This window comes from Pseudomonas sp. PSPC3-2 (assembly GCF_049897085.1).
GTDB lineage: Bacteria > Pseudomonadota > Gammaproteobacteria > Pseudomonadales > Pseudomonadaceae > Aquipseudomonas > Aquipseudomonas paraveronii.
The window spans coordinates 16,096-39,132 of record NZ_JAFCVO010000025.1 but is presented as its reverse complement, the minus strand read 5'-3'; the positions used below and the strand labels follow the sequence as shown (position 1 = coordinate 39,132).

General features: G+C 58.6%; 18 protein-coding genes and 1 pseudogene. 12 read left to right on the top strand and 7 right to left on the bottom strand.

All coding sequences use genetic code 11. The annotated features are described in order from the left end of the window. Positions 1–9 precede the first annotated feature (9 nt). The 10 genes and pseudogenes from ACP7CJ_RS26925 (at position 10) to ACP7CJ_RS26880 (ending at position 10,462) form a co-directional block, all read left to right on the top strand. Positions 10–870 (top strand): hypothetical protein, encoded by an 861-nt coding sequence (locus ACP7CJ_RS26925; RefSeq protein WP_426102817.1) that lies wholly within the window; start codon positions 10–12, stop codon positions 868–870. 462 nt (positions 871–1,332) lie between these two features. Further along, positions 1,333–1,683, top strand: coding sequence for a hypothetical protein (locus tag ACP7CJ_RS26920; protein ID WP_079444338.1), 351 nt, complete (start codon positions 1,333–1,335; stop codon positions 1,681–1,683). A gap of 62 nt (positions 1,684–1,745) precedes the next feature. After that, positions 1,746–2,357: a tail assembly protein gene (locus ACP7CJ_RS26915; RefSeq protein WP_426102815.1), complete on the top strand. Its 612-nt coding sequence runs from the start codon at positions 1,746–1,748 to the stop codon at positions 2,355–2,357. Positions 2,358–2,416: 59 nt separating this feature from the next. Beyond that, on the top strand, positions 2,417–6,184 hold the full coding sequence (locus tag ACP7CJ_RS26910; RefSeq protein ID WP_426102813.1) for a phage tail protein: 3,768 nt from the start codon (positions 2,417–2,419) through the stop codon (positions 6,182–6,184). 529 nt (positions 6,185–6,713) lie between these two features. Further along, entirely contained in the window at positions 6,714–7,190 is a 477-nt protein-coding gene (locus ACP7CJ_RS26905; RefSeq protein WP_426102811.1) for a hypothetical protein, read from the top strand. 66 nt (positions 7,191–7,256) lie between these two features. Then, positions 7,257–7,566 (top strand): annotated as a pseudogene (locus tag ACP7CJ_RS26900) (hypothetical protein); the annotation flags it as partial. Between the two features lie 434 nt (positions 7,567–8,000). Then, the gene (locus ACP7CJ_RS26895) at positions 8,001–8,558 is read left to right on the top strand and encodes a tail fiber assembly protein (RefSeq protein ID WP_426102809.1); all 558 of its coding nucleotides are present in this window, start codon (positions 8,001–8,003) and stop codon (positions 8,556–8,558) included. 59 nt (positions 8,559–8,617) lie between these two features. Further along, positions 8,618–9,151, top strand: coding sequence for a glycoside hydrolase family 19 protein (locus ACP7CJ_RS26890; RefSeq protein WP_426102807.1), 534 nt, complete (start codon positions 8,618–8,620; stop codon positions 9,149–9,151). Further along, positions 9,148–9,633, top strand: a complete 486-nt coding sequence (locus ACP7CJ_RS26885; protein WP_426102805.1) for a lysis system i-spanin subunit Rz — start codon at positions 9,148–9,150, stop codon at positions 9,631–9,633. The genes ACP7CJ_RS26890 and ACP7CJ_RS26885 overlap by 4 nt, the downstream gene beginning before the upstream one ends. A gap of 499 nt (positions 9,634–10,132) precedes the next feature. After that, positions 10,133–10,462, top strand: coding sequence for a hypothetical protein (locus tag ACP7CJ_RS26880; RefSeq protein WP_276192842.1), 330 nt, complete (start codon positions 10,133–10,135; stop codon positions 10,460–10,462). 89 nt (positions 10,463–10,551) lie between these two features. On the opposite strand, the gene ACP7CJ_RS26875 is transcribed toward ACP7CJ_RS26880, so the two are convergent. Then, positions 10,552–11,250: a tetratricopeptide repeat protein gene (locus ACP7CJ_RS26875; RefSeq protein WP_426102803.1), complete on the bottom strand. Its 699-nt coding sequence runs from the start codon at positions 11,248–11,250 to the stop codon at positions 10,552–10,554. Positions 11,251–11,494: 244 nt separating this feature from the next. Between ACP7CJ_RS26875 and ACP7CJ_RS26870 the strand changes: the two genes are divergently transcribed. Both ACP7CJ_RS26870 and ACP7CJ_RS26865 read left to right on the top strand, forming a co-directional pair. After that, positions 11,495–11,917, top strand: coding sequence for an RDD family protein (locus tag ACP7CJ_RS26870; protein WP_426102801.1), 423 nt, complete (start codon positions 11,495–11,497; stop codon positions 11,915–11,917). A 1,035-nt stretch (positions 11,918–12,952) separates the two neighbouring features. After that, the gene (locus ACP7CJ_RS26865; protein WP_276197939.1) at positions 12,953–13,936 is read left to right on the top strand and encodes a GlxA family transcriptional regulator; all 984 of its coding nucleotides are present in this window, start codon (positions 12,953–12,955) and stop codon (positions 13,934–13,936) included. On the opposite strand, the gene ACP7CJ_RS26860 is transcribed toward ACP7CJ_RS26865, so the two are convergent. From ACP7CJ_RS26860 to ACP7CJ_RS26835, 6 genes are all read right to left on the bottom strand, one after another. Then, on the bottom strand, positions 13,929–15,863 hold the full coding sequence (locus ACP7CJ_RS26860) for an avidin/streptavidin family protein (RefSeq protein ID WP_426102799.1): 1,935 nt from the start codon (positions 15,861–15,863) through the stop codon (positions 13,929–13,931). The two genes, ACP7CJ_RS26865 and ACP7CJ_RS26860, sit on opposite strands and share 8 nt — an antisense overlap. Before the next feature lie 149 nt (positions 15,864–16,012). Further along, the gene (locus tag ACP7CJ_RS26855; RefSeq protein WP_276192847.1) at positions 16,013–17,371 is read right to left on the bottom strand and encodes an MFS transporter; all 1,359 of its coding nucleotides are present in this window, start codon (positions 17,369–17,371) and stop codon (positions 16,013–16,015) included. A gap of 20 nt (positions 17,372–17,391) precedes the next feature. Beyond that, entirely contained in the window at positions 17,392–18,213 is an 822-nt protein-coding gene (locus ACP7CJ_RS26850; RefSeq protein ID WP_426102797.1) for an aspartate/glutamate racemase family protein, read from the bottom strand. Between the two features lie 32 nt (positions 18,214–18,245). Further along, entirely contained in the window at positions 18,246–19,136 is an 891-nt protein-coding gene (locus tag ACP7CJ_RS26845) for a hypothetical protein (RefSeq protein WP_276192849.1), read from the bottom strand. A 71-nt stretch (positions 19,137–19,207) separates the two neighbouring features. Continuing rightward, on the bottom strand, positions 19,208–20,866 hold the full coding sequence (locus ACP7CJ_RS26840; RefSeq protein ID WP_426102795.1) for a hydantoinase B/oxoprolinase family protein: 1,659 nt from the start codon (positions 20,864–20,866) through the stop codon (positions 19,208–19,210). Between the two features lie 12 nt (positions 20,867–20,878). Next, a complete protein-coding gene (locus tag ACP7CJ_RS26835; RefSeq protein WP_426102793.1) occupies positions 20,879–22,963 on the bottom strand; it encodes a hydantoinase/oxoprolinase family protein in 2,085 nt (694 codons plus the stop codon). Positions 22,964–23,037: the final 74 nt, after the last annotated feature.

The window sequence follows — 23,037 nt, the reverse complement described above, 5'->3', positions numbered from 1 at the left end:
GTATCGACCTTGGATGGGATTGAATCTAAGCTGGTGCATCGTGTTAATTTTGAGTCAGATTTCATGCAAGGACAGCCGAAGCTGGCCATTACGGACTTTGCCGATCAGCGCAGAGTGATGTGGAGCTCAATAGCTCAAACTCACTCTGTCGATGAGATGGGGGTGCGTCGCCTGCTAAATAGCCTTGACGCCTTGTTGGCCGTGCTCCCACCTGGCGATCCGAATCGACGGTTTGTCTTGCATGAACAAGCGTACCTATACGCATATTTGATGAAAGTCGATCCGGCGATAAAGCTCTTTATGCAGGCTGAGTTAGAGGGGCTGTCCCCGATAGCAAAATCCGTTTCTGCTGCTCATGCACTCTATGTCTGTGGGGAGATACACATGGCGGTGAAGGAAGTTGAGCTTGTGAATCTAGAAAAGGCAGACAGCGCAGATCTTATTGCAGTAGCAAATCAGTGCGTGCATCTTGGATTGTTCAGGCGTGCCCGAGATCTTTATGAAAAGGCTGGGGCATCTGTGGAAGGCTATGTTAGTCGCGTGAAGTGCGCGGCAGAGCTTATGGAAGGCATTGATGCCTCTGACCATGAGGTATCTGATCGACTTGCGGTAGCTGCTCGAATAGTTAGAGAGATGTCTTGCCATCCCTTGATTGGTTATGACGTTTTCGCTATGCATGATGAGGGGATATTGTTTAGGTTTGTGGTCCGAGATGATATCGAGCGGCTTGTCGAAATCGATATGGAAATTGACTCCGTTCTATCGTCTACGTTTGATAGCTCGATAGATAAGCTATTTTCAATCGGCATCTGTCCCCACACTGCGGGATCTCTGAAGGAAATTGGAGACGCTTACAATGTCAGTGTGTAGTGAAGAGCTTCTTTGTCTTGCAAAGGACTTGATAGGGGTCGAGGGGGAGTGTCGGGCTAGAGCGGCAGTGGGTCGAAGCTATTATGCGCTCTTCCATGAAGCAGTAGCGGCAGCTGAAAGTCTCCAGTTGCAGCAGTGCCCATATGATAAAAAGCTAGCTACCCACGAGCGTTTGATTTACCGCTATGAAAATGCTGGTAAAGGCCTTGCAGCACTAGGCAGGACGTTGCGCAAGCAGAAACAAATGAGAGCGGTAGCGGACTATGATATTCGCGAAGACTTTCGCGTCGCTGAGGCAAGGCTCCATATTGCCAATAGCGTGCGAGTTATCAGCGACCTTCGAAGACTTTCGAGACCTGAAATAGTGAGTCAAGCCTAGCTATTCAGTAGAAGTTGTGGCTGGTTTAATCGGCTCCAGCAACGGAGTGCTAAAGTCGCCCACTTTCAGGATAAGGAGTGATCATGCGGATTTTGATAGCGGCGGTAGCGGTAGCGATGCTGGCGGGGTGCATGACGCCGACGATGAATGAGGCGCGCCAGGCGGGGCCGTATAAGGTGCTGACCTCGAAGAAAACCGACGCCACGCTGGCTAAATGCGTCCAGTACGAATGGCAGAACCAGCCGATCTTCGGCGGCACGCCTGGGGCAACGCTTCAGCCGGGGCGCGACACCGGATATACGGTATTCACTGAGGGCTCCCAGTACTTCGTTGACATCCAGCCCAAGGGCGCGGGCTCAGAGGCGAAGTATTACGTGGTGGTGGGTAACTGGATCGCCAATAAACGGCTGATCGCGCTGCAAGGCTGCCTGTAGCGGCACATCAAATTGTTCAAGGCTCGCTTCGGCGGGCCTTTTTATTGCCTGGAGAAAAGCACATGGCGGCACTTGCCATCAATTATCAGCCCATGACCACGATCCTGCTCTACGGACAGCTTCGTCAGTTTGGGAGGTCCTTTCGGATGGCCGTAAGGACGCCAGCAGAAGCAGTTAAGGCTCTGTGCGTGCAAATTCCAGGGTTCGAGCGCTTCTTGTCCAGCGCCAAGTCCCGTGGGGTTGAGTTCGCCGTATTTCGCGGCAAGACAAACCTGGCGGAGAAGGAACTTGGATTCACGGGCGAAGGTGATATTCGCATTGCTCCGGTGATAACCGGCAGTAAGCGCGGCGGCGCACTGCAAACCATTGTCGGCGCAGTGCTGATCGTTGTCGGCCTCGTCATCACCGGCGGAACATTCGGTGCAGGGGCACCATTCGGTTCCGCGCTGATCATGATGGGCGGCTCGATGGTGCTGGGCGGCGTGATCCAAATGCTTAGCCCACAGGCCGGCGGCCTCAAGACCAGCGCCGCGCCAGAGAACACCCCGGGCTATGCCTTTGGCAGCGCAAAGAACACCACCGCGTCCGGCAACCCGGTACCGCTTTGTATAGGCGAGCGCCGGTGGGGTGGTGCAATTATCAGCGCCGCCATCTATGCCGAAGACCAGATGTAGCAGAAATCCGCAGCACCACGGCCGCCCATGAGGCGGTTTTTTATTGCCTGGAGGAAAAGATGGGCGACGACAGCAAGATCGACATCCACGGCGCCAAGGGTGGCGAGGAGAAACCGAAAACGCCAACAGAAGCCCCGGACAGTCTCCGTTCCGTCGCCATCGCCAAGATGCTGATTGCCATCGGGGAGGGTGAGTTCGAAGGCACGCCCACCGCGCGCGACATCTATCTCGACAACACCCCGCTGCAAGATCCTCAGGGCAGCATGAACTTCCCGAACGTGAAGTGGGAGTGGCGCACCGGGGCCGTGGACCAGACCTATATCCAGGGCATCCCCTCGATCGAGAACGAAACCACCATCAGTACCGAGCTGCGCAGCGGCACACCGTGGGTTCGGGCAATCAGTAACACCCAGCTTTCGGCTGTGCGCGTGCGTTTTGCCTGGCCGGCGCTCCAGTCTGTGGATGCCAGCAGCAATATCAACGGCTACCGGATTGAGTACAAAGTCGAACTGGCTACGGACGGCGGTGCTTATCAGCAGGTGCTGAGTGAGGCTGTCGACGGCAAGACCACGAGCACTTATGAGCGCACCCGCCGCATCGATTTGCCGAAGGCAACATCCGGCTGGCTCATGCGCATCACCCGGCTGACGATCAACCAGAACAACAACAAAATCTCCGACACGATGCAGATTGCGGGCTTCACCGAGGTGATCGACGCAAAGATCCGCTACCCGAACACCGCACTGCTTTACATCGAGTTCTCTGCCGAGCAATTCCGCAGCATTCCTGCGGTAACCGTCGGCTGCAAGGCCCGCAAATGGCAGGTCCCAAGCAACTACGACCCGGTGTCGCGGACATACAGTGGTATCTGGGACGGAACGCTCAAAGAGGCCTACACCAACAATCCGACCTGGGCTACATACGGCATCACGACGGCCGACCGCTTCGGCCTGGGCCGCCGCATCAAGCCGTGGATGGTGGACAAGTGGGAGCTCTACCGCATCTCGCAGTACTGCGACCAACTGGTACCGGACGGGAAGGGCGGCCAGGAGCCACGCTTCATCTGCAACCTGAACCTGCAGAGCAAGGCTGATGCCTGGTCGCTGCTGCGCGACATTTCGGCGATCTACCGGGGCATGACCTACTGGGCCCAGGGCCAGGTCTTCACCCTGTCGGATATGCCGCGGGCCACTGACTTCGACTTCGCCTACACCCGGGCGAATGTGATCGACGGCAAGTTCACCTACTCGAGCGCGTCGGAGCGCACGCGGTACAGCCGCGCTCTGATCAGCTACGACAACCCGGCGAATAACTACGACACCGACGTCACTGCCGTTACGGATGCCAAGCTGCAGCGCCGCTACGGCGACAATCCGCTGGAGATCAGTGCCATCGGCTGCACCCGCGAGTCTGAGGCGCAGCGCCGCGGTAAGTGGGCGCTGCTCACCAACTCCAAGGATCGGGCCGTTACTTTCAAGGTCGGCCTCGACGGGCGCATACCGCTGCCTGGCTACGTGATCCCAATCGCCGACGAACTCCTGGCCGGTCGGCCGGTGGGCGGGCGAATCTCGGCGGTGAACGGCAAGGTCATCACACTGGACCGCGATACCCAGGCCAAGCCCGGTGACCGATTGATCCTCAACCTGCCCGACGGCAAGTGCGAGGGGCGCACCGTGCAACTGGTCAGCGGCCGGCAGGTCACCGTTACCGTGGCCTACTCTGTGGCGCCTGAGCGTGAACTGGTATGGGCGCTCGATGCCGATGACCTGGCAATCCCATTGTACCGGGTGGTGAGCGTCGCCCGGCCGGAGCCTGGCGTGTTCGAGATCTCGGCCGTGCAGTACGACCCAAGCAAATTCGCGCACATCGACACCGGCGCGCGCCTGGAAGAACGCCCAATCAGCGTTGTGCCGATCACCGTCGTTCCGCCACCGTCCAGCATCACGCTGACGTCGAGCTACGCGGTGAACCAGGGCATCGCCATCAGCACCATGAACATCTCGTGGCCTGCTGTGAACGGCGCCGTCGCCTATGACGTGGAGTGGCGCAAGGACAGCGGCAACTGGATCAAGGTGCAACGGACCGGCTCTACCAGTGTTGACGTGACCAGTATCTACGCGGGCGCCTACATGGCCCGTGTTCGCTCGGTGAGCGCCTTCGAGATCTCGTCGATATGGAAGAACTCCAACCTGACCAACCTGGAAGGGAAGGTCGGCCTTCCGCCGGCGGTGGCGTTCCTGACCACCACCAGCGAGCTGTTCGGAATCGGCATCAAGTGGGGCTTTCCTGCTGGCGCCGAAGACACCCAGCGCACCGAGCTGTGGTATGGCCCGGCGAATGATCTGACGGCAGCGACGAAGTTGGCCGACCTGGCGTATCCGCAGGCCGACTATCGGATGCAGTCGCTGCTGTCTGGCGCCTCGTTCTTCTTCTGGGCGCGCCTGGTGGACCGCACTGGCAATATCGGGCCGTTCTATCCGGTGGTGAATGGCGTGATTGGGCAGGCGAGCTCGGAGGCTGGTCCAATCCTTGATCTGATCGCCGGCCAGATTGGCGATACCGAGCTTGCGAAGGAGATCATGGACCAGATCGACCTGATCTCTGGCTCCGGCCCTGGCTCGGTCAATGACAGGTTGGAGCAGGCAAAGCAGGAGCTGGAAGACTTGATCGACCAGGTAACGGACGCCCTGGCCTACGATCCGGCCAAGCCATACACCGTCGGGCAAATCGTTCGGCAGGGCCAGTACCTGTACCAGGCGATCAAAGCGGTTCCGGTGGATACCCCGCCGCCCGCCGCCGAGTTCTGGTTCAACATGGGCACCATTGCCGAAACAACTCAGGCCATGGCGCTCCAGATCCAGCAGAACAAGGCGTCAATCGAAACCGTGGACGGCAAGGTAACGGCTCAGGCGTCGGCCCTGCAGTCGCTCCAGGCAAGCTGGCGCGAGGATGATGGAGAGGGTGATCTTTCGGACGCCCTACAAAACTGGGATGCCGCCGCGAAATTCGCCCAGCAGGTCAAGGTGCAAGCCTCCGACAACCTGGCCATGGTCGAGCGCACCACGTCGCTGGATGCGGCAGTCGGCCAGAACAAGGCAGCACTGACCACACTCGAGCAGGTGGTGGCCACCGACAAGCTGGCAACGGCAGAGCGCATCGATCAACTGAAAGGCGAAGTCGATGACAACTCGGCGGCGGTGCAAACCGTCAGCAAGTCACTGGTCGACACGAGCAAGGCGATCGCCTCGCAGTCCACCACGCTCGAAGCCATAGCCGGCGGCGGGCGCGATGGGACGGACGAGGGTGACCTTGCGAGTGCTCTCAGCGAATGGAAGAACAAGGCTGCTATCCAGATCACAGCCAAGGCCCAGGCAGACACCGACGGCAAGTTGTCCACCATGTGGGCGGTGAAGATGCAGGTGAACCAGAACGGCCAGTATGTAGCGGCCGGTATCGGGCTCGGTATCGAGCAGAACGCCGAAGGCCTTCTGCAAAGCCAGTTCCTGGTGAGTGCTGATCGGTTCGCTGTTGTTAACACGTTGGCTGGCGGGACCATCACTACGCCGTTTGTGGTGAGTGGCGGGCAGGTTTTTATGAACTCTGCCTTCATCCAGGATGGCACGATCACGATGCTGAAGATCGGGCAGGCGTTGCAGTCTGATAACTACGTTGAAGGTATTCAGGGGTGGAGATTAGATAAGGCTGGCAACTTAGAATTTAACGGGCCAGCTCCAGGCGGCGGGCGTCTATCGATGACCAATAGAGCTATTAAGGTATATGACGCTAACAACGTTAAGCGTGTACAACTTGGAGATCTATCGGTATGAGCCATGGGGTAAGGGCGTGGGATGCTTCCGGCAATCTTCAAATGGATACTGATAGTTTCACGTATCAGGCTCTACATAACGCCGTATATACGCTAACAATGGGCGCCATAGTTACTGCAAGTATTTCCGGGTTCGACCCGGCAAAATGCACAGCAGTGATACTACCCACCCAGGGCGCGCCCAACAACTACTGCTACAGCGCTATGCCGTTTATGTCGGTAGGTGTCGGTTCAGTTGTTGTTCGTTCAAAACACCCAAATGAGCCTGGCGCGATAGGATCAACAATACAGTTCAGGCTGCTTGTAATGAGGTTCAAAAATTGACTTTCGGTCTATCTGTTGTAAACGACGGGAGCTATGTACAGATAGACTCAGAGCAACCTAGGCTTTGTGCGCTGTATAGTGGAACGTATCAGGCATCTGGTAGTTCATCGGTGTCAGTGTCGTTCCCGTCCGCCATAACCACACCGGAGCCGCCGTGCGTATTCATTCAGAACAGCGCAGCTAGACCGAATGAGCTTTACACGAGCATGACCATTAACGGAGGTCCTGGGGCGTGGACTGGGTTTTCAATAACCTCCCTGAACGTCGACTTCAGGCCTGCGGGAAAGTGGTTTGCAGCGGTGTTCGCTTCATTATCTAAGGCCGATTATGGGCTAAGGATGTGGGACGCAAGCGGCGTTTTGATTTTCGATTCAGGTGCAGCTCCGGTGATCTTCACGAGGGCTAATAACTCATGGTCATATCAGGGTCAGGTAGTTTTAAATGCAACCGCACAGGCGTACTACTGGGCGAATGGATCTGTTGCACCGCTGCAATCCGATGAGTACTTTATGATCAACCCGTTTTCAAGGGGGATACTCCAGAACCACACCAATTGGATGACCTCAGCCGTGAGATTCAACTACACGGAAAACAGGCTACAGATATTCGGCGTTAGTGCAATTTCAGCATGGACAAACATTGGTGCGCCTGGCGCTGTGTTCGCCAGACTTCCTGGAACGTAGTAAGAGTTCTATATTTAAATTTTAAGAACCCGCCATGAGCGGGTATTTTTTTGTCTGGAGAAAAATATGCCCTGGTATAGAGCCGGCACAGTTTCAGTCACATTGAATTCAAATGCCGTTATCGGAACCGGCACGGCCTTTGTTGCCAACAGCCGGGTAGGTGATGCCTTTCTCGGCCCCGATGGCGGGTGGTATGAGATCACAAACATCGCCAGTGACTCGGCAATGTCGATCGCTCCAAACTATCGTGGCGCCACCAACGCTGCTGGCGTGTACGCACTGACCCCGGTGCAGGGCTATACGAAGGACCTGGCTGACCAGGCCAGGGCCATGATTCAGCAGTGGGGGGCAACGCTTGCTGGTCTGGGTTCGGTATCCACTGAAAATATTGTGCCTGTGACGAAGGGCGGTACGGGCGGCACCACCCAGGCTGCGGCTCGCAGTGGCTTAGGGCTCGGCACTGCCGCCACTCGATCCGTAGGTCTTGCTACCGGCAACGTTATGGAGCTGTCGTCGTCCCTCGCAGTAGTTGGTAATTCTTCATTTGCATTGGATGGCAGTCGTTTCATCTCGCACCTAGACGGTACCACCACAGGCGCGGCTCCGGGCGCCCCGAATGCGGTGGGGATACGGTCCAGGTTTGCGGACAATAGCCTTTGGGCCATCGATATTGTGGCAGGCGTTTACCAAACCGCTGCTGGCATTTACTGGCGCCAAGTCAATGCGAGTGGTGTATCACTCGGATGGCGCCTGATCTACGACAATGCCAATACCACCCGCGCCGCTGACGGCACATTGAAGGCGATTTAAATGACGACTCGCGCAGCAGTAAACATCCTTGGCGCTACTGGCGCCCTAATCGACATCACTTCCCTGGGCGTCGACACCATTACCACGGAACACCCTGGCCCCGGCCAGTACCTGATTCACGGAACGCTAGGCATGGCGCCGGCGCCAGAAGGCTGGGGCTACGTGCTGAATCAGGTAGACGCCGACTGCTCGGTCGCCATCGGATACTCCGATGGAGTACTGGCGGTGAGCGCCGCCAAAGACGGCGAGCCGACAGACCTCGCGCACAGCATCACGCTGCATGTCGCGGTGGAGTCGTTGCCGCCTCAAGAAATGCCGGCTCCTACGCCGCCACCTACTGATGATCCTCTTGATCTGGCCCAGGCTGAAATCGCCCGCCTGCGCTCGATCGCGGATTACGCCGTTGCGCCGCTGCAGGATGCCGTTGACGTGGATGAAGCCACGCCCGAAGAGGTCGCATCGCTGAAAGCCTGGAAGAAATACCGCGTAGCGCTGAACCGCGTGCCCGAGCAGGCGGGCTACCCGCAGGTCATCGACTGGCCGGTTGCACCGACGTAATTGTTGACCGAACACCGCCACCCGCCACTGCGCCGGGTTTTTTTCGTCTGGAGAAAAGCATGCCGATCACCGAGCAGCAGTTGCTGCAGATCCTCCCGAACGCCGGCCGCCAAGCCGGCGTTTTTGTTCCTGTCATGAACACGGCCATGAACCGTTACGGCATTGTCGGCACGCCGCGCGCCGCTGCATTCATCGCCCAGGTCGGGCACGAGTCGGGCCAGTTCCGCTGGCTGAAAGAGTTGTGGGGGCCCACGGCGCAGCAGGCCGGCTATGAAGGGCGCGCCGACCTTGGCAATACCGTCGTGGGTGACGGCTCAAAGTACCGTGGCCGTGGCCTGATCCAGATCACCGGCCGGACCAACTACGCCGCGTGCGGCGAAGCCTTGGGCCTGGACCTGATCAATCAGCCTGAGCTGCTCGAGCAGCCGCAATATGCCGCGATGTCGGCGGCGTGGTTCTGGTCTAAGAAAGGCCTGAACACGCTGGCTGACCAGGGTGATTTCGTGAAAATTACTCGGCGCATTAACGGTGGGATCAACGGCATGGCTGACCGCCAGGCGCTGTACGACAAGGCATTGAAGGTGCTGGCATGAAGATCCTTCCTTATGTAGTCGCGCTGCTGATCGGCGCCGTCGGTGCCTGGATGTGGCAGGCCAACAGCTACGGCAAGATCATCGCCGACAGCAATGCCAGCCATCAGACCGATCTAACCAACATTGCCAATGCCGGGGCCGCCCAGGTTCGCCAGGCGCTCGACAAGCAGCAGCACGCCGAGCAGGCGCTTGCCGACCTCGACCAGAAAGCCCAGAAGGAGAAGACCGATGGTCTCGCTGAAAATGAAAAATGGCGCGCTGCTGCTGCTGACTCTGCTCGCCGGCTGCGCATCTCGGGAAGTTGTCGTTCCGGTGGCGGCGACGTGCCCAGCCCCTCCAGCGCCTCCAGCCTGGGCGATGCAAGCACCGTCGAACTCTCTGCGGCTGCTGGATCAACTGTTTTCGATATCCGGGCCGGGATCATTGCAGACCAAGCAGCCCTGAAGGCGTTACAGTCGTATGTGATGAACGTGTGTCGATAGGGGATTGTGTTCGGTCGGCAGGACGCCGGGGGAGGTTTGAAACAGTTCCGAAACAAAAAGTAGAGTCCGCATTCTGCGCGGTACACAGAGCATATTTTTTGCCATGGTTTCGGAACGTAATTTCTCTACAGGCCGCAGCCCGCTTGATTTTCACGCTCGGATTGCAAATCCGCCTACGCCGGTTCGATTCCGACCTCGGCCTCCACTCTTAGAAACCCCGTAGATTAACGTCTACGGGGTTTTTTATTGCCTGGGATTTGGGACGTGTTCTGCAACCCCAAGCTTGTTTGATCGAAACCAGAGTGCAGAACAGCACCAGACGGGGGCAGTTACTTCGTGGGGTTAACGATTTCGCCGACCCGCCTAAGGCCGACCTCTAGTTTCCGACAGTGGCACTATGATGCTTCCTGCCGATAAAAACAGCGCATCGAGCGCTGGCCTTTTCGCATCTGGCTTCCAGTGTTAGATTCGTCGCATTAATACCCACAAGGACAGTGAAATGGCCCGCTATTTCAAAAAGCCAGACAGTGACCAAGTTGAAGAGGTCGATGCATTTCAGGTTCTGGCGATATTCTTTCTCGGCGCGATCTATCTGCTCTTCGCCGGCCTTTGGCGGCATTTGCTAATCTGGGGTATCGCCATAGGCTTGGGTATTTTTGCCGGTCCGCCTTGGATGGCGATCCCTATCGCCGGATTGCCCATTATTTACTGCTTTTTGATACGTAAAATCGTGGCTGACGAGTATTTGAAGAAGGGCTGGTCGGAGGTGCCCGATCCAAAGCTTGCACTCAAGAAAGCAGCGCCAGGCGCTCAGTCTCTCGCAGAGTAGTTGTTTCGAAGCTGGCCCAGATAGTGCTGGGCTTTTTGCCCCTGGCTTCGGCTAAAAGATCGGCGGTGTAAATGTTTAGTAAGCGTCTGCTACTTTTTTGGCTCAGTCCTTGAGGCGTCTAACTCGTTTTGTAGCGAGCGGAGACGGTTGTCATTTGGATGTTTCAGTTTTAGCTCATTCAGATTTGTTTGCGCCGTTGAATATTGGCCGACCTTTATTAAATTTCGTACCAGAACTATTTGAGTTATTCGCCCTGGTGCGATATCAAAAGCCGCTTGGTTAAATACTAGGGCTTTGTCAAAGTCGGCGTACTGTTTGCCGTTGTCACCCATGTATAAGAGACCCAGTACGTTGTTTGCCGCGAGCTGATGAGGGTTGATTCTGACCGCCTGTTCCAGGCGCTCTCGAGCTGTCGGGATTCTGCCTTGCATCAGATCCGCATCTGCCATATTGACGAGATAGTCGTAGGAACCCGCTGGGTAATAGCTGGCTGCTTTTGCCGCATAGTCTCCCGAGCGCGGGTAGTCACCTAACTCATAGTAGCTAAGGGATATATAGCGTAAGGCGGATGCCTTTTGTTGATTGCTGGCCGCCGGGTCGGCTTCAATTTGTTTAAATTTTTCAATGGCCTCCGTGCTGTTTCCATTGTCTTGAAGTGCCTGGCTTTGCGTGAAGTTGGTTTTTATTTCGTTTTTATGTTCGTTGGCCTTCACGAGTTCTCGAACTTTGTCGCAGCCGGACACTGTCAGGCAGAAACAAATCATGAACATTATTTTGACTTTGCGCATTTCATTACTCGACTTTGGCGGACGTGGCAGCCTTAGCATTAAAAAGTTTGGGCGGACTCAGGGGGGAATGATGCTCAGCCTCGCGTCGTTTTGGGAAGAGGAAACCCGCCGTGGTTGATAAATTTTCCAGAGCGAGGGCGCGTTCAATGTCTTAAACTGCGCCTGCCAAAACAATCACCGAAATCGACACCGGCTTTTTTGCCTCTGGCAATACCTGACCTGAAAACGAATGGAGTAACACCCCATGGAAGGCAACAATACCCAAAACGAATACCGCAAGCCCAATAACCTGGCCGGTCTCGGGCGGCGTTTGGGCGGTCAGTGCATCGATTCGCTGATGACCTTCTTTCTGTTATTCGCGGTAGGGCGCACGGCTGAGGTTTTTGGTTTTCCGTCTGACGTGGCGGGGGTTCTGGCGGTGGGCACGGCAGGGGCTTACTACCTGTTTTCCGACGCTCTGCCCAACGGTCAAAGCTTGGGTAAAAAGCTGCTGGGGATGTCGGTGATCGATGAGCGCAGCTACCTGAGCTGCAATCTGTTGCAATCGTTTATGCGCAATATCACGACGCCCTTTCTGAGTGTTCTGGACTGGATTTTTATTTTCTTTGGTTCACGCAAGCGTCTAGGCGACATGCTCGCATCCACGGTAGTGATCCGCTCCAGGTAATCAGTCTATAGCGGCCAGGTATTTGTAGCCTTTACAACACAATCAATACCATCAAGTTACACGATAGGCGTGACGCACTTCATTTTGAACGGTCTTATCCATCGAGCATTAAAGCTTGTGGATAGAGAGTCCTGTGATGAAGTTGAATAATCTAACTAAGGCGGCACTGATTGTCGCGTTGTTATCGTCCCTGTCGGGCTGCTGGATATTCATGCCGCCGGGTGGTGGTGGTGGTGGTGGTGGTGGTCACGGTCAGGGCGGCGGCCCAGGCGGCCCAGGTGGTCCCGGTCCGCGTTAAGTAACGGCTTATCAGGGCAAGCCACGCTATTCATCTTGATGAGGCGTGGCTTGCTTTTTTTTGCCTGGCTTAAATCACGGGCAAAGAAAAGCCCGCGATGGGGAGTGCGGGCTAAAAGGTGTTTCTCTAGGAGCTGAAACAACATTAGACGCTCATCTGTGAAAGCCTTGTGAAAGGGCAGACTCAATGTATCTCGATGTATTTTAGGTCGATCTGCCCAGACGGATAAGGTATCTGTCACAGACATGTACCCCCGTTTGCATGCCGCTCCATCTTCATGTCCACCCGCCTGCTGTCAGCCTTTGTGCTGTTGGAGAGGGGCTGCGCTGACGTCAGACGGGCGAGATGGTCGCCAGCAGACCGATACCGATGGTCAGCACCAAAAAGCCAAACAGGAAAATTGCCATCTTGGTCATAAGGCCTCCGAAGGGAAGGGGCGGCAGGAACATTCCTGTCGCGCTCGACAAGGGTGTCGGGAGTGGCCCTATTGTCCGCCTCGATGACATTTCGATACAGGCGCAGATAACAAAGAAAAAACCGTATCAGATGCCTGCGCAAGGCTTTGGTCAGGGGCGTTGGAGAGAGTCGGGTTTATCAAGATCAGCGTGTGAGCCAGGCATTGAGGGTACGGCGCGCTACCTGAGACAGCCGCTGCATTTCGCCCTAAGATGGCGCCCACAGCCTCAACAATAAGAGAGGGCCAACCCTCGATGGAAAGACGTCAATTCAGCGGTGGCATGAAAGGCAAGAACCTGCGCTACCTCAATGAGCCTTCCGGTCATCCGGCGTCGGCCACCCGCGTCGGCTTCCTGCTGCTCGAGCACTTCTCCCTGCCGGCCTTCACCCAGACCCTCGACACCCTGGTCACCGCTAATCTCCTGCGCCCCGAGCTGTTCGCATCGCGCACGTTTGGTTGGGGTGACGGCGAAGTCATCAGCGACCTGGGCCTGGTGATCCGCCCCGATGCACGCCTCGACGTGGCGGCATTGCAAACGCTGGAATTGCTGGTGATCTGCGGCGGCTTTCGCACCGAGCTGAAGGCCAGCGACGACTTCATCCACCTGCTGCGCTGTGCTGCCGAGCAGGGCGTCAGCCTTGCCGGCTTGTGGAACGGCGCCTGGTTTTTAGGTCGCGCCGGCCTGTTGCAGGACTACCGCTGCGCCATCCACCCCGAACATCGTCCGGCGCTGGCGGAAGTCTCCAAGGCTGCCCACGTCACCAGCGAGCCGTATGTCATCGACCGCGACCGCCTGACCGCATCCAGCCCGTCCGGGGCGTTCCACATGGCGCTGGATTGGATCAAGGGCCTGCACGACAAGGCGTTGGTCGAAGGCATTGAGGATATCCTGGCCTTCGAGGAGTCCCGCTACCGGCGGATCAAACCGACGGAAAACGTCAGCGTCAGCGCGCCGTTACGCGAGGTGGTGAAACTGATGGACGCCAACCTCGAAGAACCGCTGGAACTCGACCAGCTCGCCGCCTACGCCGGCCGCTCTCGCCGTCAGCTCGAACGGCTGTTCAAGGAGCAATTGGGCACCACGCCGCAGCGCTATTACATGGAACTGCGGGTGACGGAGGCTCGCCGGTTGTTGCAACACACCGAGTTGTCGCAGGTGGAGGTGCTGGTGGCGTGCGGGTTTGTTTCGCCGAGTCATTTCAGTAAGTGTTATAGCGCTTATTTTGGCTACAGGCCGTCGAAGGAAAAGAGGTTGGTCAAGTAGCGCGAGTGAAGCGTATCGATGAGATCTGTGTCGCCAGGTAGGCATTTGCAGGCGCAACTGAAGCGCTGGCCAGTACCAGCAGATCAAGCACGTCTTCCGCCAATTGCAGGGTGCCGCATAAGGTACGCACCTTCGCGTCCGCAGCCTCGGCGGCGGTGAGGCTCACGGATTGGCGCGGGAGTTTGCTGGCGACTGCATTGATGTCGGTAAAGCCGCGAACCTCTGAATCAGCACCGCTGCTCGGACACGTCAGCCGCCCGCGAACGATGCCCATGCGCTGCGTGCTGTCGCCTTGCACGCTCAATACCAAAGACGTTCCATCGCCCGCGACCCAACTGCCCGCCAGCGCATTTTCAACGGGTAACAGCGTCGATGGCGAAGGCGGCTCAAGGCATAGTTGTTTCTCTACCCGCCGATAGACCAGCTTGTCGACATAGGTTCCCGGGGCGGCAAGTTCAGGGAACTCGCTGCTTGCGACCAGCAGGTGGGACAACGTCAGCACTTCGCCTGTAGTCGTCACACTCAACTGCCCGCTCAATCCGGAAGTCCAGTTCCAGCTGGGGTCACAGGGCTCGGCGCCAAGATCGCGCCAGTTAATGGCCAACGCGATGGGTTGGTTTTTTTCACGGTTAGGGCCTGCGCCCAAGGAAATGCCGCTCACCGAATACTTGCCCGTTGAGCCTGTCGAAGAGTGATAGGTGCCATAAATGTGCTGTCCCGACACCGCCAGATTCATGACTGAGCCGTAGTCGTTCTTCCAGGTGCCGGCGATCGATACGGTTTCAATCGAAGGGCCCGGGAGGGCGAGTTTTCCATTGGAGATTGAACGCGCTCCAGGTGTGAAATATGTCGATGACGATCGCGTGATGATCTGCGGACCCTCAGCACGATTGAACAGCCACATGCCTACGGGGGCTAACGAATAGACCTCATGACTGCATTTCACGACTTGATACTCGTACACCGTGTAGCAGTGCTCCATCACAAGTGACCCCACCAGCACAAGGTCGGCCAGGCCCAATGGTGCGAATTGAGGCAAACGCTCGCCTTTTTGTGGGCCTTCTTCGATCAGGCAGTTGTAGAGGTTGGCGCCCAAGGTGATCTCACCGTCGGCAAACCCCAGCACGATGTCGGGTTCTCCTCCCTGCGCAATACGCGCCAGGGTTCGGCGCATTAAACCGTCATCCCCTTTGAACTGCGAAGAGCCTGAGTCGAGCGCGAACTTGAGGTTACTGGCCATTAGCTCTGAGCCGACCGAGTAGGACTTCAGGTCGGCCGACCAGATGTATTCCACACCGGCTAAGGTGCTGTACACCGACCATGCCAAAAATAGGTGCGGGCCCTGGGTTTTCGTGGGGTCCACACCGCCCATTTGGCAAGTGCCGTTGCGGGCTTGGTTATCCCAATCAAATGCGACGAAGGGATGGGCGGGAGAGAGTTGGCCGTCACGCATTAATGCCTGGAGTAAAAAGGAGCTGCGCCCCTCGACGTAAGCGCTGCTGCAAGGTAAACCCAGGCCGCCGTCCCAATCGAGTTGCTTGAATTGTTCGCCGTCGTAGGCGGTGGCTAGCAGCAGTTGCGTCTCCAGTGGCGTACCGCAAGGCATTGTCAAAACGTCCGAGGCGGACTCCACCTGCAGGGTGCCCCAGGGGCCAAAGCTGTAAGGCCGCTGCAGGCAATCGGTAAAGGCAAAGGTGCTGGAAGACTGGGCGTCAAAGCGGCCACCGGCAGAATGCACGCACTGGTTGGCCGGACAAAATGCCGAGGTGATCCAGTTCATGTTGGTGCCTGAATCGATTGCGAACTTGAGCGGTTGGCCAGGGGTGCCGAGTTTAAGCGTGCAATACCAAGGCGAAGCACCGTTGTTCTGATAAGGCCCGCGCTGCATGGGGAAAACCAGGCGGTTTTCCAAGTGTTTATTGCTCATGGGAACTCCGTTTCCATTCGGATTGATAGGCGCCCGACCCGTGTCGGGCGCGTGAATGCGCCTGGCAATATTCAGCCTGATCGCCTTGGCGACCACTGCCAGCAGCGAACCCTTCACGTTGTCGGATTCGACGCTGAACTCAGGCGATTTCAGCGCAACGCCTCGCCTTCGGTTTCCGGCATGAACGCGGCAAGAATGACCGTGACCAAAAGAAAAGCATTGATGATGCTGGTCGTCTGGTTGAACGAAGTGCCGTAGGCGATCAGCGCGCCGATCAGCGATGGTGCCAGTACGTTCGCCACACGCTGGGCGAAAATCGCCCAGCCGTAACCCACAGTTCGTAACGAGGTGGGATACAGCTCACCGATCCATGCCCCCCACACCCCCCATGCGCCGAGGCTAAAGAACGCCAACGCGAAATTGCTCAGGTAGAGCATTTCCAGGCTGTGGGCATTGGCAAAACCATACCCCGCCAGCACCGATGCGCTGATAAACGTCACGATGACTTTTTTGCGCCCAAAGCGCCCCGTCAGATACGACGCGGCCATATAGCCCGGGATCATGCACAACGCCGACAGCGCGATAAAACCGTAGCTCTGCGGCAAGCTCAGGCCGCGCTGCTGCAGCAAGGTGGGTAGCCAGGTTTGCAAACCCCAGTAACCCCAAGAGAAGGTAAAGTTGACCGTGATTTGCAGCAGGCTGACCTTCAGCAGAGCGCGGCTGAAGAGGTCACGCTGGCGACCCGAAGCACTGCGATCAACCTGCAGTTCGCAGTGCTCGGGTATGCGCACCGCCCCTTGGCTCAATACGGCAATCGCCGCTCTGGCCTCCTGTTGCCTGCCGGTAGAGGCTAGCCAATAAGGCGACTCCGGGACCCAGCGTGCCACGGCGATCGCCCACAACCCACCGAGCGAACTCAAGACGATGATCGCGCGCCAGCCTTGCGGCAGTAACCACACCGTGGCGCCCAACGCCAGCAGCATTCCAATGGGCCAACCGGAAGCGAGATAAACCGTCAGCGAGCCGCGCTGGCGCACCGGCAACAGTTCCTGGTAATGCGCGAAGGTCACCACCATCATGCCCACGGCGGCGACCCCGGACAGCAATCGCAGGGCATACAGGGTCGAGTAATCGGGTGCAAACGCACTGGCCAGGGAGATGACGCCATAAGCCCCCAGGCTCCAGATGATTGCGCGTTTACGCCCAATGCGTTCTGCAACTTTGCCCCAGGCCAGCGCACCCAGCAGCATGCCGATGAACATCGCGCCGATCAGGTGGCCCACGCCAAGGGCATCCAGGCCAAACTCGGCGGCAATCAGCGGCGCGGTGTAGACAATGATCATCATCTCCCAGGCTTCAATCGCAAAGACAAAGAACAGCACCAGGCAACACTGCAGGTGAGTACGGGTCAGGGGAAATTCTCGGAAGACGTCGCCCACGTTGCAGGTGTGCGAATCCGGCGCAGGTTCCGGGTGATCGGTGTGTCGCGTGGAGGAAATATCAGTCATGGTGGCGATCCTTTTGCAAGTCAGGCTCTGACGCGGTTGCCAATTGGCGCGGGGTCGCGGAACAAACCAAACCGTTCGATTTCAGCTTCCGGTGGCGGCTCGCAGCTACCGACTCGACTCGGACGCCAGCCAAACCGGCGCTTCATACCCGCCATCGCTTCGGCCACCTTGAATGCCGCGACCACCGGATCTATCACCGGCACGCCGACTTCGCGTTGCACCTCCTCGAAAAAACCGAATTCGATGGTGCAGCCGAGGATGATGGCTTCAGCGCCGTCTTCTTCGACTGCGCGGTGGGCTTGCTCGATGATCTTGCGACGGGTCACCGCGTGATCGCGCTGGAACTCGTCGACGCCCATGCCCAACGGGCGTAGCGAAGCCAGCCGTGCACCGGCGCCATAGCCCAGTACTCGCGCGCGCATCTGCTCGATCCATTTAGTGCGCCCGACAATGATCGAAAAGCGATTGGCCAGGTGTTCCACGACCTGCAGGCTCGCCTGGCAGGGCGCGATAACCAGGGTTTCACCGGATATTTCCCGCGCGTCTTCCAGTGCCGGATCGTAAAAGCAACCCAGCACTAACGCGTCCACGCCTGCCCGGGCGCAATCGCGGGCGATGTGTACGCTGCGTTCATACGTAAGGGCCTCGTAGGCGCGGTATTCCAGGTGCGTCGGGCTGGGCGTCATGTCGAACGACACCACCTCCACCTGAGTGGAAGGCTGCTTGATGCTGTGCAACAGCTCAGCGATGGGCGCGTCAAAGGTTGGGCAGCCGATCGGGTTGAGCCAGCGCACGGTCACTGCAATGTCTTGCGGGGCGATGTTGAAGGTTGAACTGTCCACACGGTATTCCTCGATAGGTGGGTTGAATGGCACTAGAAGAACTTCACCAGGGCCATGGTCAAACTATTGGAATAGGGCAGGTTGTCGCTGTGGTAGTAGTCAACGTTCAGGTTGGCCGACAGGTAGAGCCCCTGTTTGCTGAAACCGGTGTAGGTCATCGCCGGGCCGATTTTGCCTTCGCGCGATTCCTTGAAGTCGGACGCTGAGCGATTGTTGATGTGGTAGGCGTGATGGACGCCCAGCCACACATCGTCGGTGACCAGGTACCCCGCGGCGATGTCGGCGAGCCAGAAGCTGACGCCGCCACGCAGGCGTGTCGGGTCGCCGTTGCCGAGATCGCTCGCGTGACGATTGCGCGCGGCGTAGTGGATGCCGGCCGGCGTAAAGGTGGCGGCAAAACGACCCACGCGCAGGTAGTTGGCGACGCTGAAGCTCGCGCCATAGCGGTTGGCAAACGCGCCGTAACCGGTGCCTTCATCGTTGCCGTTGGGAAACTCCAGGGAGAGCGTCGGGTTGACCCAGAAGGTGGTGAAGTCATCGGAGCCATAGGCACTCTTGGGCTCCACCACGTTGTAGTAATAGGCCAGGCCGAGGTTCGGCGACGCCACGCCCCACGCCCCGTTGTTGCGAGCGCTGTTGTCATTGTTGTAACCCGTATCGGCGCCGACCCAAAACTGCAATTGGTCGCGCTGCGTCCCGGTAAAGCCTGTTTCCGAAAAGTACGCCAGGACGGTGTTGCTGCCCGCACGCACGCTGCCTTTTGTCGTGCGGCTGAACACGGGAAACGATTCCAGGGCCCACTGTCCGGGTACGCCCGGTTGGGCGAAGCCAATGAACTGTTCGCCGTGTGCCGGGGGCGTGATCCCCAAAACCAAGGCAAGTGCGGGCCCTACCCATAAGCGCGATGAGTGTTGCAGTTTCATGTGGGTGCTCTCTTTTTGTTGTTGTTCTTGAAGGCCGAGCCGCAGGCGGGGTGCGGGGGGGCGCCCCGAAGTCACGTCACCAGGCCGTATACCGACTGAGCGGTCGCCGCATCGAGGTAGCCGTTCTTCAGATCGTCGCGCACCGCGTTCGGATCTCGTTGGCTGGCGGGGCCATACCCTCCGCCCGCGCCGGTACGCACCCGAACCAAGTCACCCGCGCTCAACGCGATGCCGCTGGCCATCGCGTGGCGCTCGCGTTGACCGTCCTTGCGGATGACTTCGACGTAGTTGGGCGTGCCCTCCGCCCCCTGTTCCAGGCCCCAGGGCGGAACGACCGAGCGGGTGTAGCCGCAGGTCATGAAGCTGCCATCGGCGCGAATCCGGTAATCGATGCACACGCCTCGGCCGCCTCTAAATTGCCCATGCCCGCCGGGTTCATCGTTCAAGGCCATGCGCTCGACATACAAGCCATAGCGCGCCTCGCAGACTTCGACGGGGCAGTTGTAGGTTTCGCCATGCAGCCCGGAGTAGACGGCGTTGTTGCCGTCGCGCCCGGGTTCGGCGCCCCAACCGCCGATTTCCGGTTCAACCAGGGTGAACAGGCGGCCGGTGTCCGGGTGCACGCCGCCAATGATCGTGGCGCACACCGAGGCGAAATTGCCGGCGGGCAAGCGCTCAGGAAAGCGCTGGGCCAGGCAGCACAGGATCAGGTCGTGAACCCGGATCAGGTTCTCGAAATAGAAGCCTTCGGCGGCGGGGGGCAGCGCGTCGAACAGCGAGCCGGGGCGGGTCAAGACCCTGAGAGGGCGAAACGTGCCGCCATTGGTAATGCCTTGGGGGGCGGTCAATGCCTTGAAGGCCATCTGTGCAGCAACGACGGCGCCGTCGCGGCTAAGGTTGGTCGGCCCTTGGCATTGGTCGGGGTTGTCGCGCAAATCGATGACCATTTCGGTGGCGCGGATATCGATCCGGACCTTGAACAGGCTGCCGTCATCCTGCGGTTCTTCCAGATTGAACTGCCCCGCAGGCAGTGCGCCAAGGGCTTTAAGGGAGACCTTCTCGCCCAGGTCCATGAAGTCTTTCATCGCCAGCAAAAACAGCGCGCTACCGTACTTGCTCGTCAGCTCGCGCAGGCGCATTGCTCCACCGCGCACTGCAGCCACCCCAGCCCACAGGTCGCCCTCCATGAAATCCGGCATCCGGGTATTGGCGCGCAGGATCTGCAACACCGAGCGGATCGGCTGGCCGCGGCTGATCAGCTTGACCGACGCCAGGCGCAGACCTTCCTGGAAGATGTCCGTCGCCTCCGTTGACAACGACCCCGGCACGCGCCCGCCGACATCGCTCCAGTGCGCGATGTTCGCGGTCCAGGCGACCAACTGGCCCTCGGCAAAGACCGGCATGGCCAGCACCACATCGTTGAGGTGAGTCACTGCGCCGTCGTGGGGGTCATTGCTGATGAAAACGTCACCGTCCTCGATGTCCTGCGGCAACGGATGGTGCAGCAGAACCTTCTTCACGGCCTTGTCCAGCACGCCGACAAAGGCCGGAATGCCTGCGCCGGAACTCGCGATGTCGCCGTGCGCGTCGGTGATCCCGGTGCCCATGTCCAGTACTTCGTAAATCACCGGGCTCATCGCGGCTTTGCGCATGGCGGTGAACATCTCGTCGGCAATCGCCTGGAGCGAGTTCTGGATGATGTCGCGTGTAAAGATATCAAGCGTACTCATTGCAGCGCTCCTTCAGCCGTTGATCATGATGTGCAGGTTGCCAAGGCGGTCGACGTGTACGCGGTTGCCGGGGTGAACGACCACTGTGGTGCCGGCGTCCTCAACGATTGCCGGGCCGAAAAATGTCATCAGCGGTTCGAGCAAGTCGTAGTCGTAGAGGCTCGCGTTGTGGCAGCCCTCTTGGGCGTAATCCACACGGCGCTGGCCTTTACAGGCGGCGCTGACGTGGCGCCCGGTGATCGGTAGCGCTTGGGGCGTCAACTTGCCGATCTGTGCCGTGGCGACCAGGTGAAAACCGATAATTTCCAGCGGGGCCTGCAGGCGGTAGGTGTAGTGCTGTTCGTAGAGACCATGAAAGCGCTGCTCGATCAGTGCCCAGTCCGCGTCGAGACATTCGTGCGGGTTGAGAGGCACCTCGACTGCATGTTCCTGGTTCTGGTAACGCAGCTTGCAATGCACCTGGAGCTCGACGTGTTGTGGGGGGATCGCTTCGGCGACGAATTGCTCGCGAGCCGTACCGCTCAATTCGTCGAGGAACTGCTGCGCCTGCTCAAGGTTGCCGGCCTGGGCTGTATCCACAAAGCGGTTGATAAACAGGTCGCGGCGCAAGTCCGAGAGCGTCATGCCCCAGGCCGAGAACACCGAGGCACTGCGCGGGATGATGACCTTGTTCACGCCCAGTTCCTGAGCGAGCGCGACGGCGTGCATCGCGCCGCCGCCACCGAAGGCCATTAGGGTCAGTTCGCGTGGGTCGTGGCCACGGCTCAAGGACACCAGTTTCAAGGCGTTGACCATGTTGTCGTTGGCCAAGCGCACGATGCCGCGAGCGATCTCGTCAGCCGGCAATTTCAGGCGTTGACCCAGTGCGTTCAAGCCATGCATAACGGCGGGCAGGTCAGCCTTCACGTGGCCGCCACAAAAGTAGTCCGGGTTGATACGCCCAAGCATCAGGTTGGCGTCGGTCGTGGTGATGTGCGTACCGCCGTTGCCATAGGCGGCGGGGCCTGGCACCGCGCCGGCGGACTGTGGCCCCACGTGCAGTTTGTCGAAGTCGTCGACCCAGGCGATGGAACCGCCGCCGTTGCCGATTTCCACCAGGTCGACCACGGGCACCATGATCGGATAGCCGGCATTGATCCTGTTGCGCTCAATCCAGTAATCGGTCTTGATCGACACCTGGCCGTTACGGATCAATGCACATTTGGCCGTGGTGCCGCCGATGTCGAGGCCCAATATGTTCGGCTCGTCGATCAGGTGTCCCAGTTGCGCAGCGGCCCAAAAACCGCTGGCCGGGCCTGACTCGACCATGGTGATCGGTGTCTGGCGGGCGTGCTCTACACTGTCGACGCCGCAGTTGGATTGCATGATGTACAAGGGCGCCTTATAGCCGCTGTCACGCAGGCCAGCGGCCAGGTCATCCAGGTAACGCGCAGCAATGGGTTGCACGTAGGCTGAAAGCACGGTGGTACTGGAGCGTTCGTATTCGCGCCATTCACGGGTGATCTGATGGGAGGCCACCACCGATACCTGTGGCCAGAGCCTGCGCACTTCGTTCAGTACCGCCTGCTCATGGGCCGGGTTGGCGTAGGCGTGCAACAGGCAGATAGCAATGGCTTGCACATTGTCGGCACGAAAGGCATCGAGGATTTGTGGCAGTTGCGAGAGGTCAAGCGGCTGACGTTCCTGACCATCGGTGTACAAGCGGCCCGCGACTTCGCGGCGCAGGTAGCGGGGCACGAAGGGGGCCGGTTTTACCCATTTGAGATTGAAGTAGTCCGGCCGGTTGGCGCGTGCAATCTCCAGCACATCGCGAAAGCCCTGGGTGGTAATCAAGGCCGTCTTGACGCCGCGACGTTCGGTCAGGGCATTGATCACCACCGTGGTGCCGTGGGCCAGAAAGTCCACGGTGTTCAGGTCCACGTCGGCCTTGCCGATGACGTTGAGTACGCCCTGGGCGAAGTTCGGCGGGGTGGTGTCGACCTTGGCGGTACGAATGGTCTGTTCGCCGGTGACCGGATCGCTTTCGAAATACACCAAGTCGGTAAAGGTCCCGCCGACGTCGGTGGCCACGCGCACTGTTTTGCCGTCCGTACCCACAGGGCATCTCCTGTTGTGTTTATTGTTATGGGCGCCAGGAGAAGGGGTCTCACTGGTGTTGACGGGATGCTAGG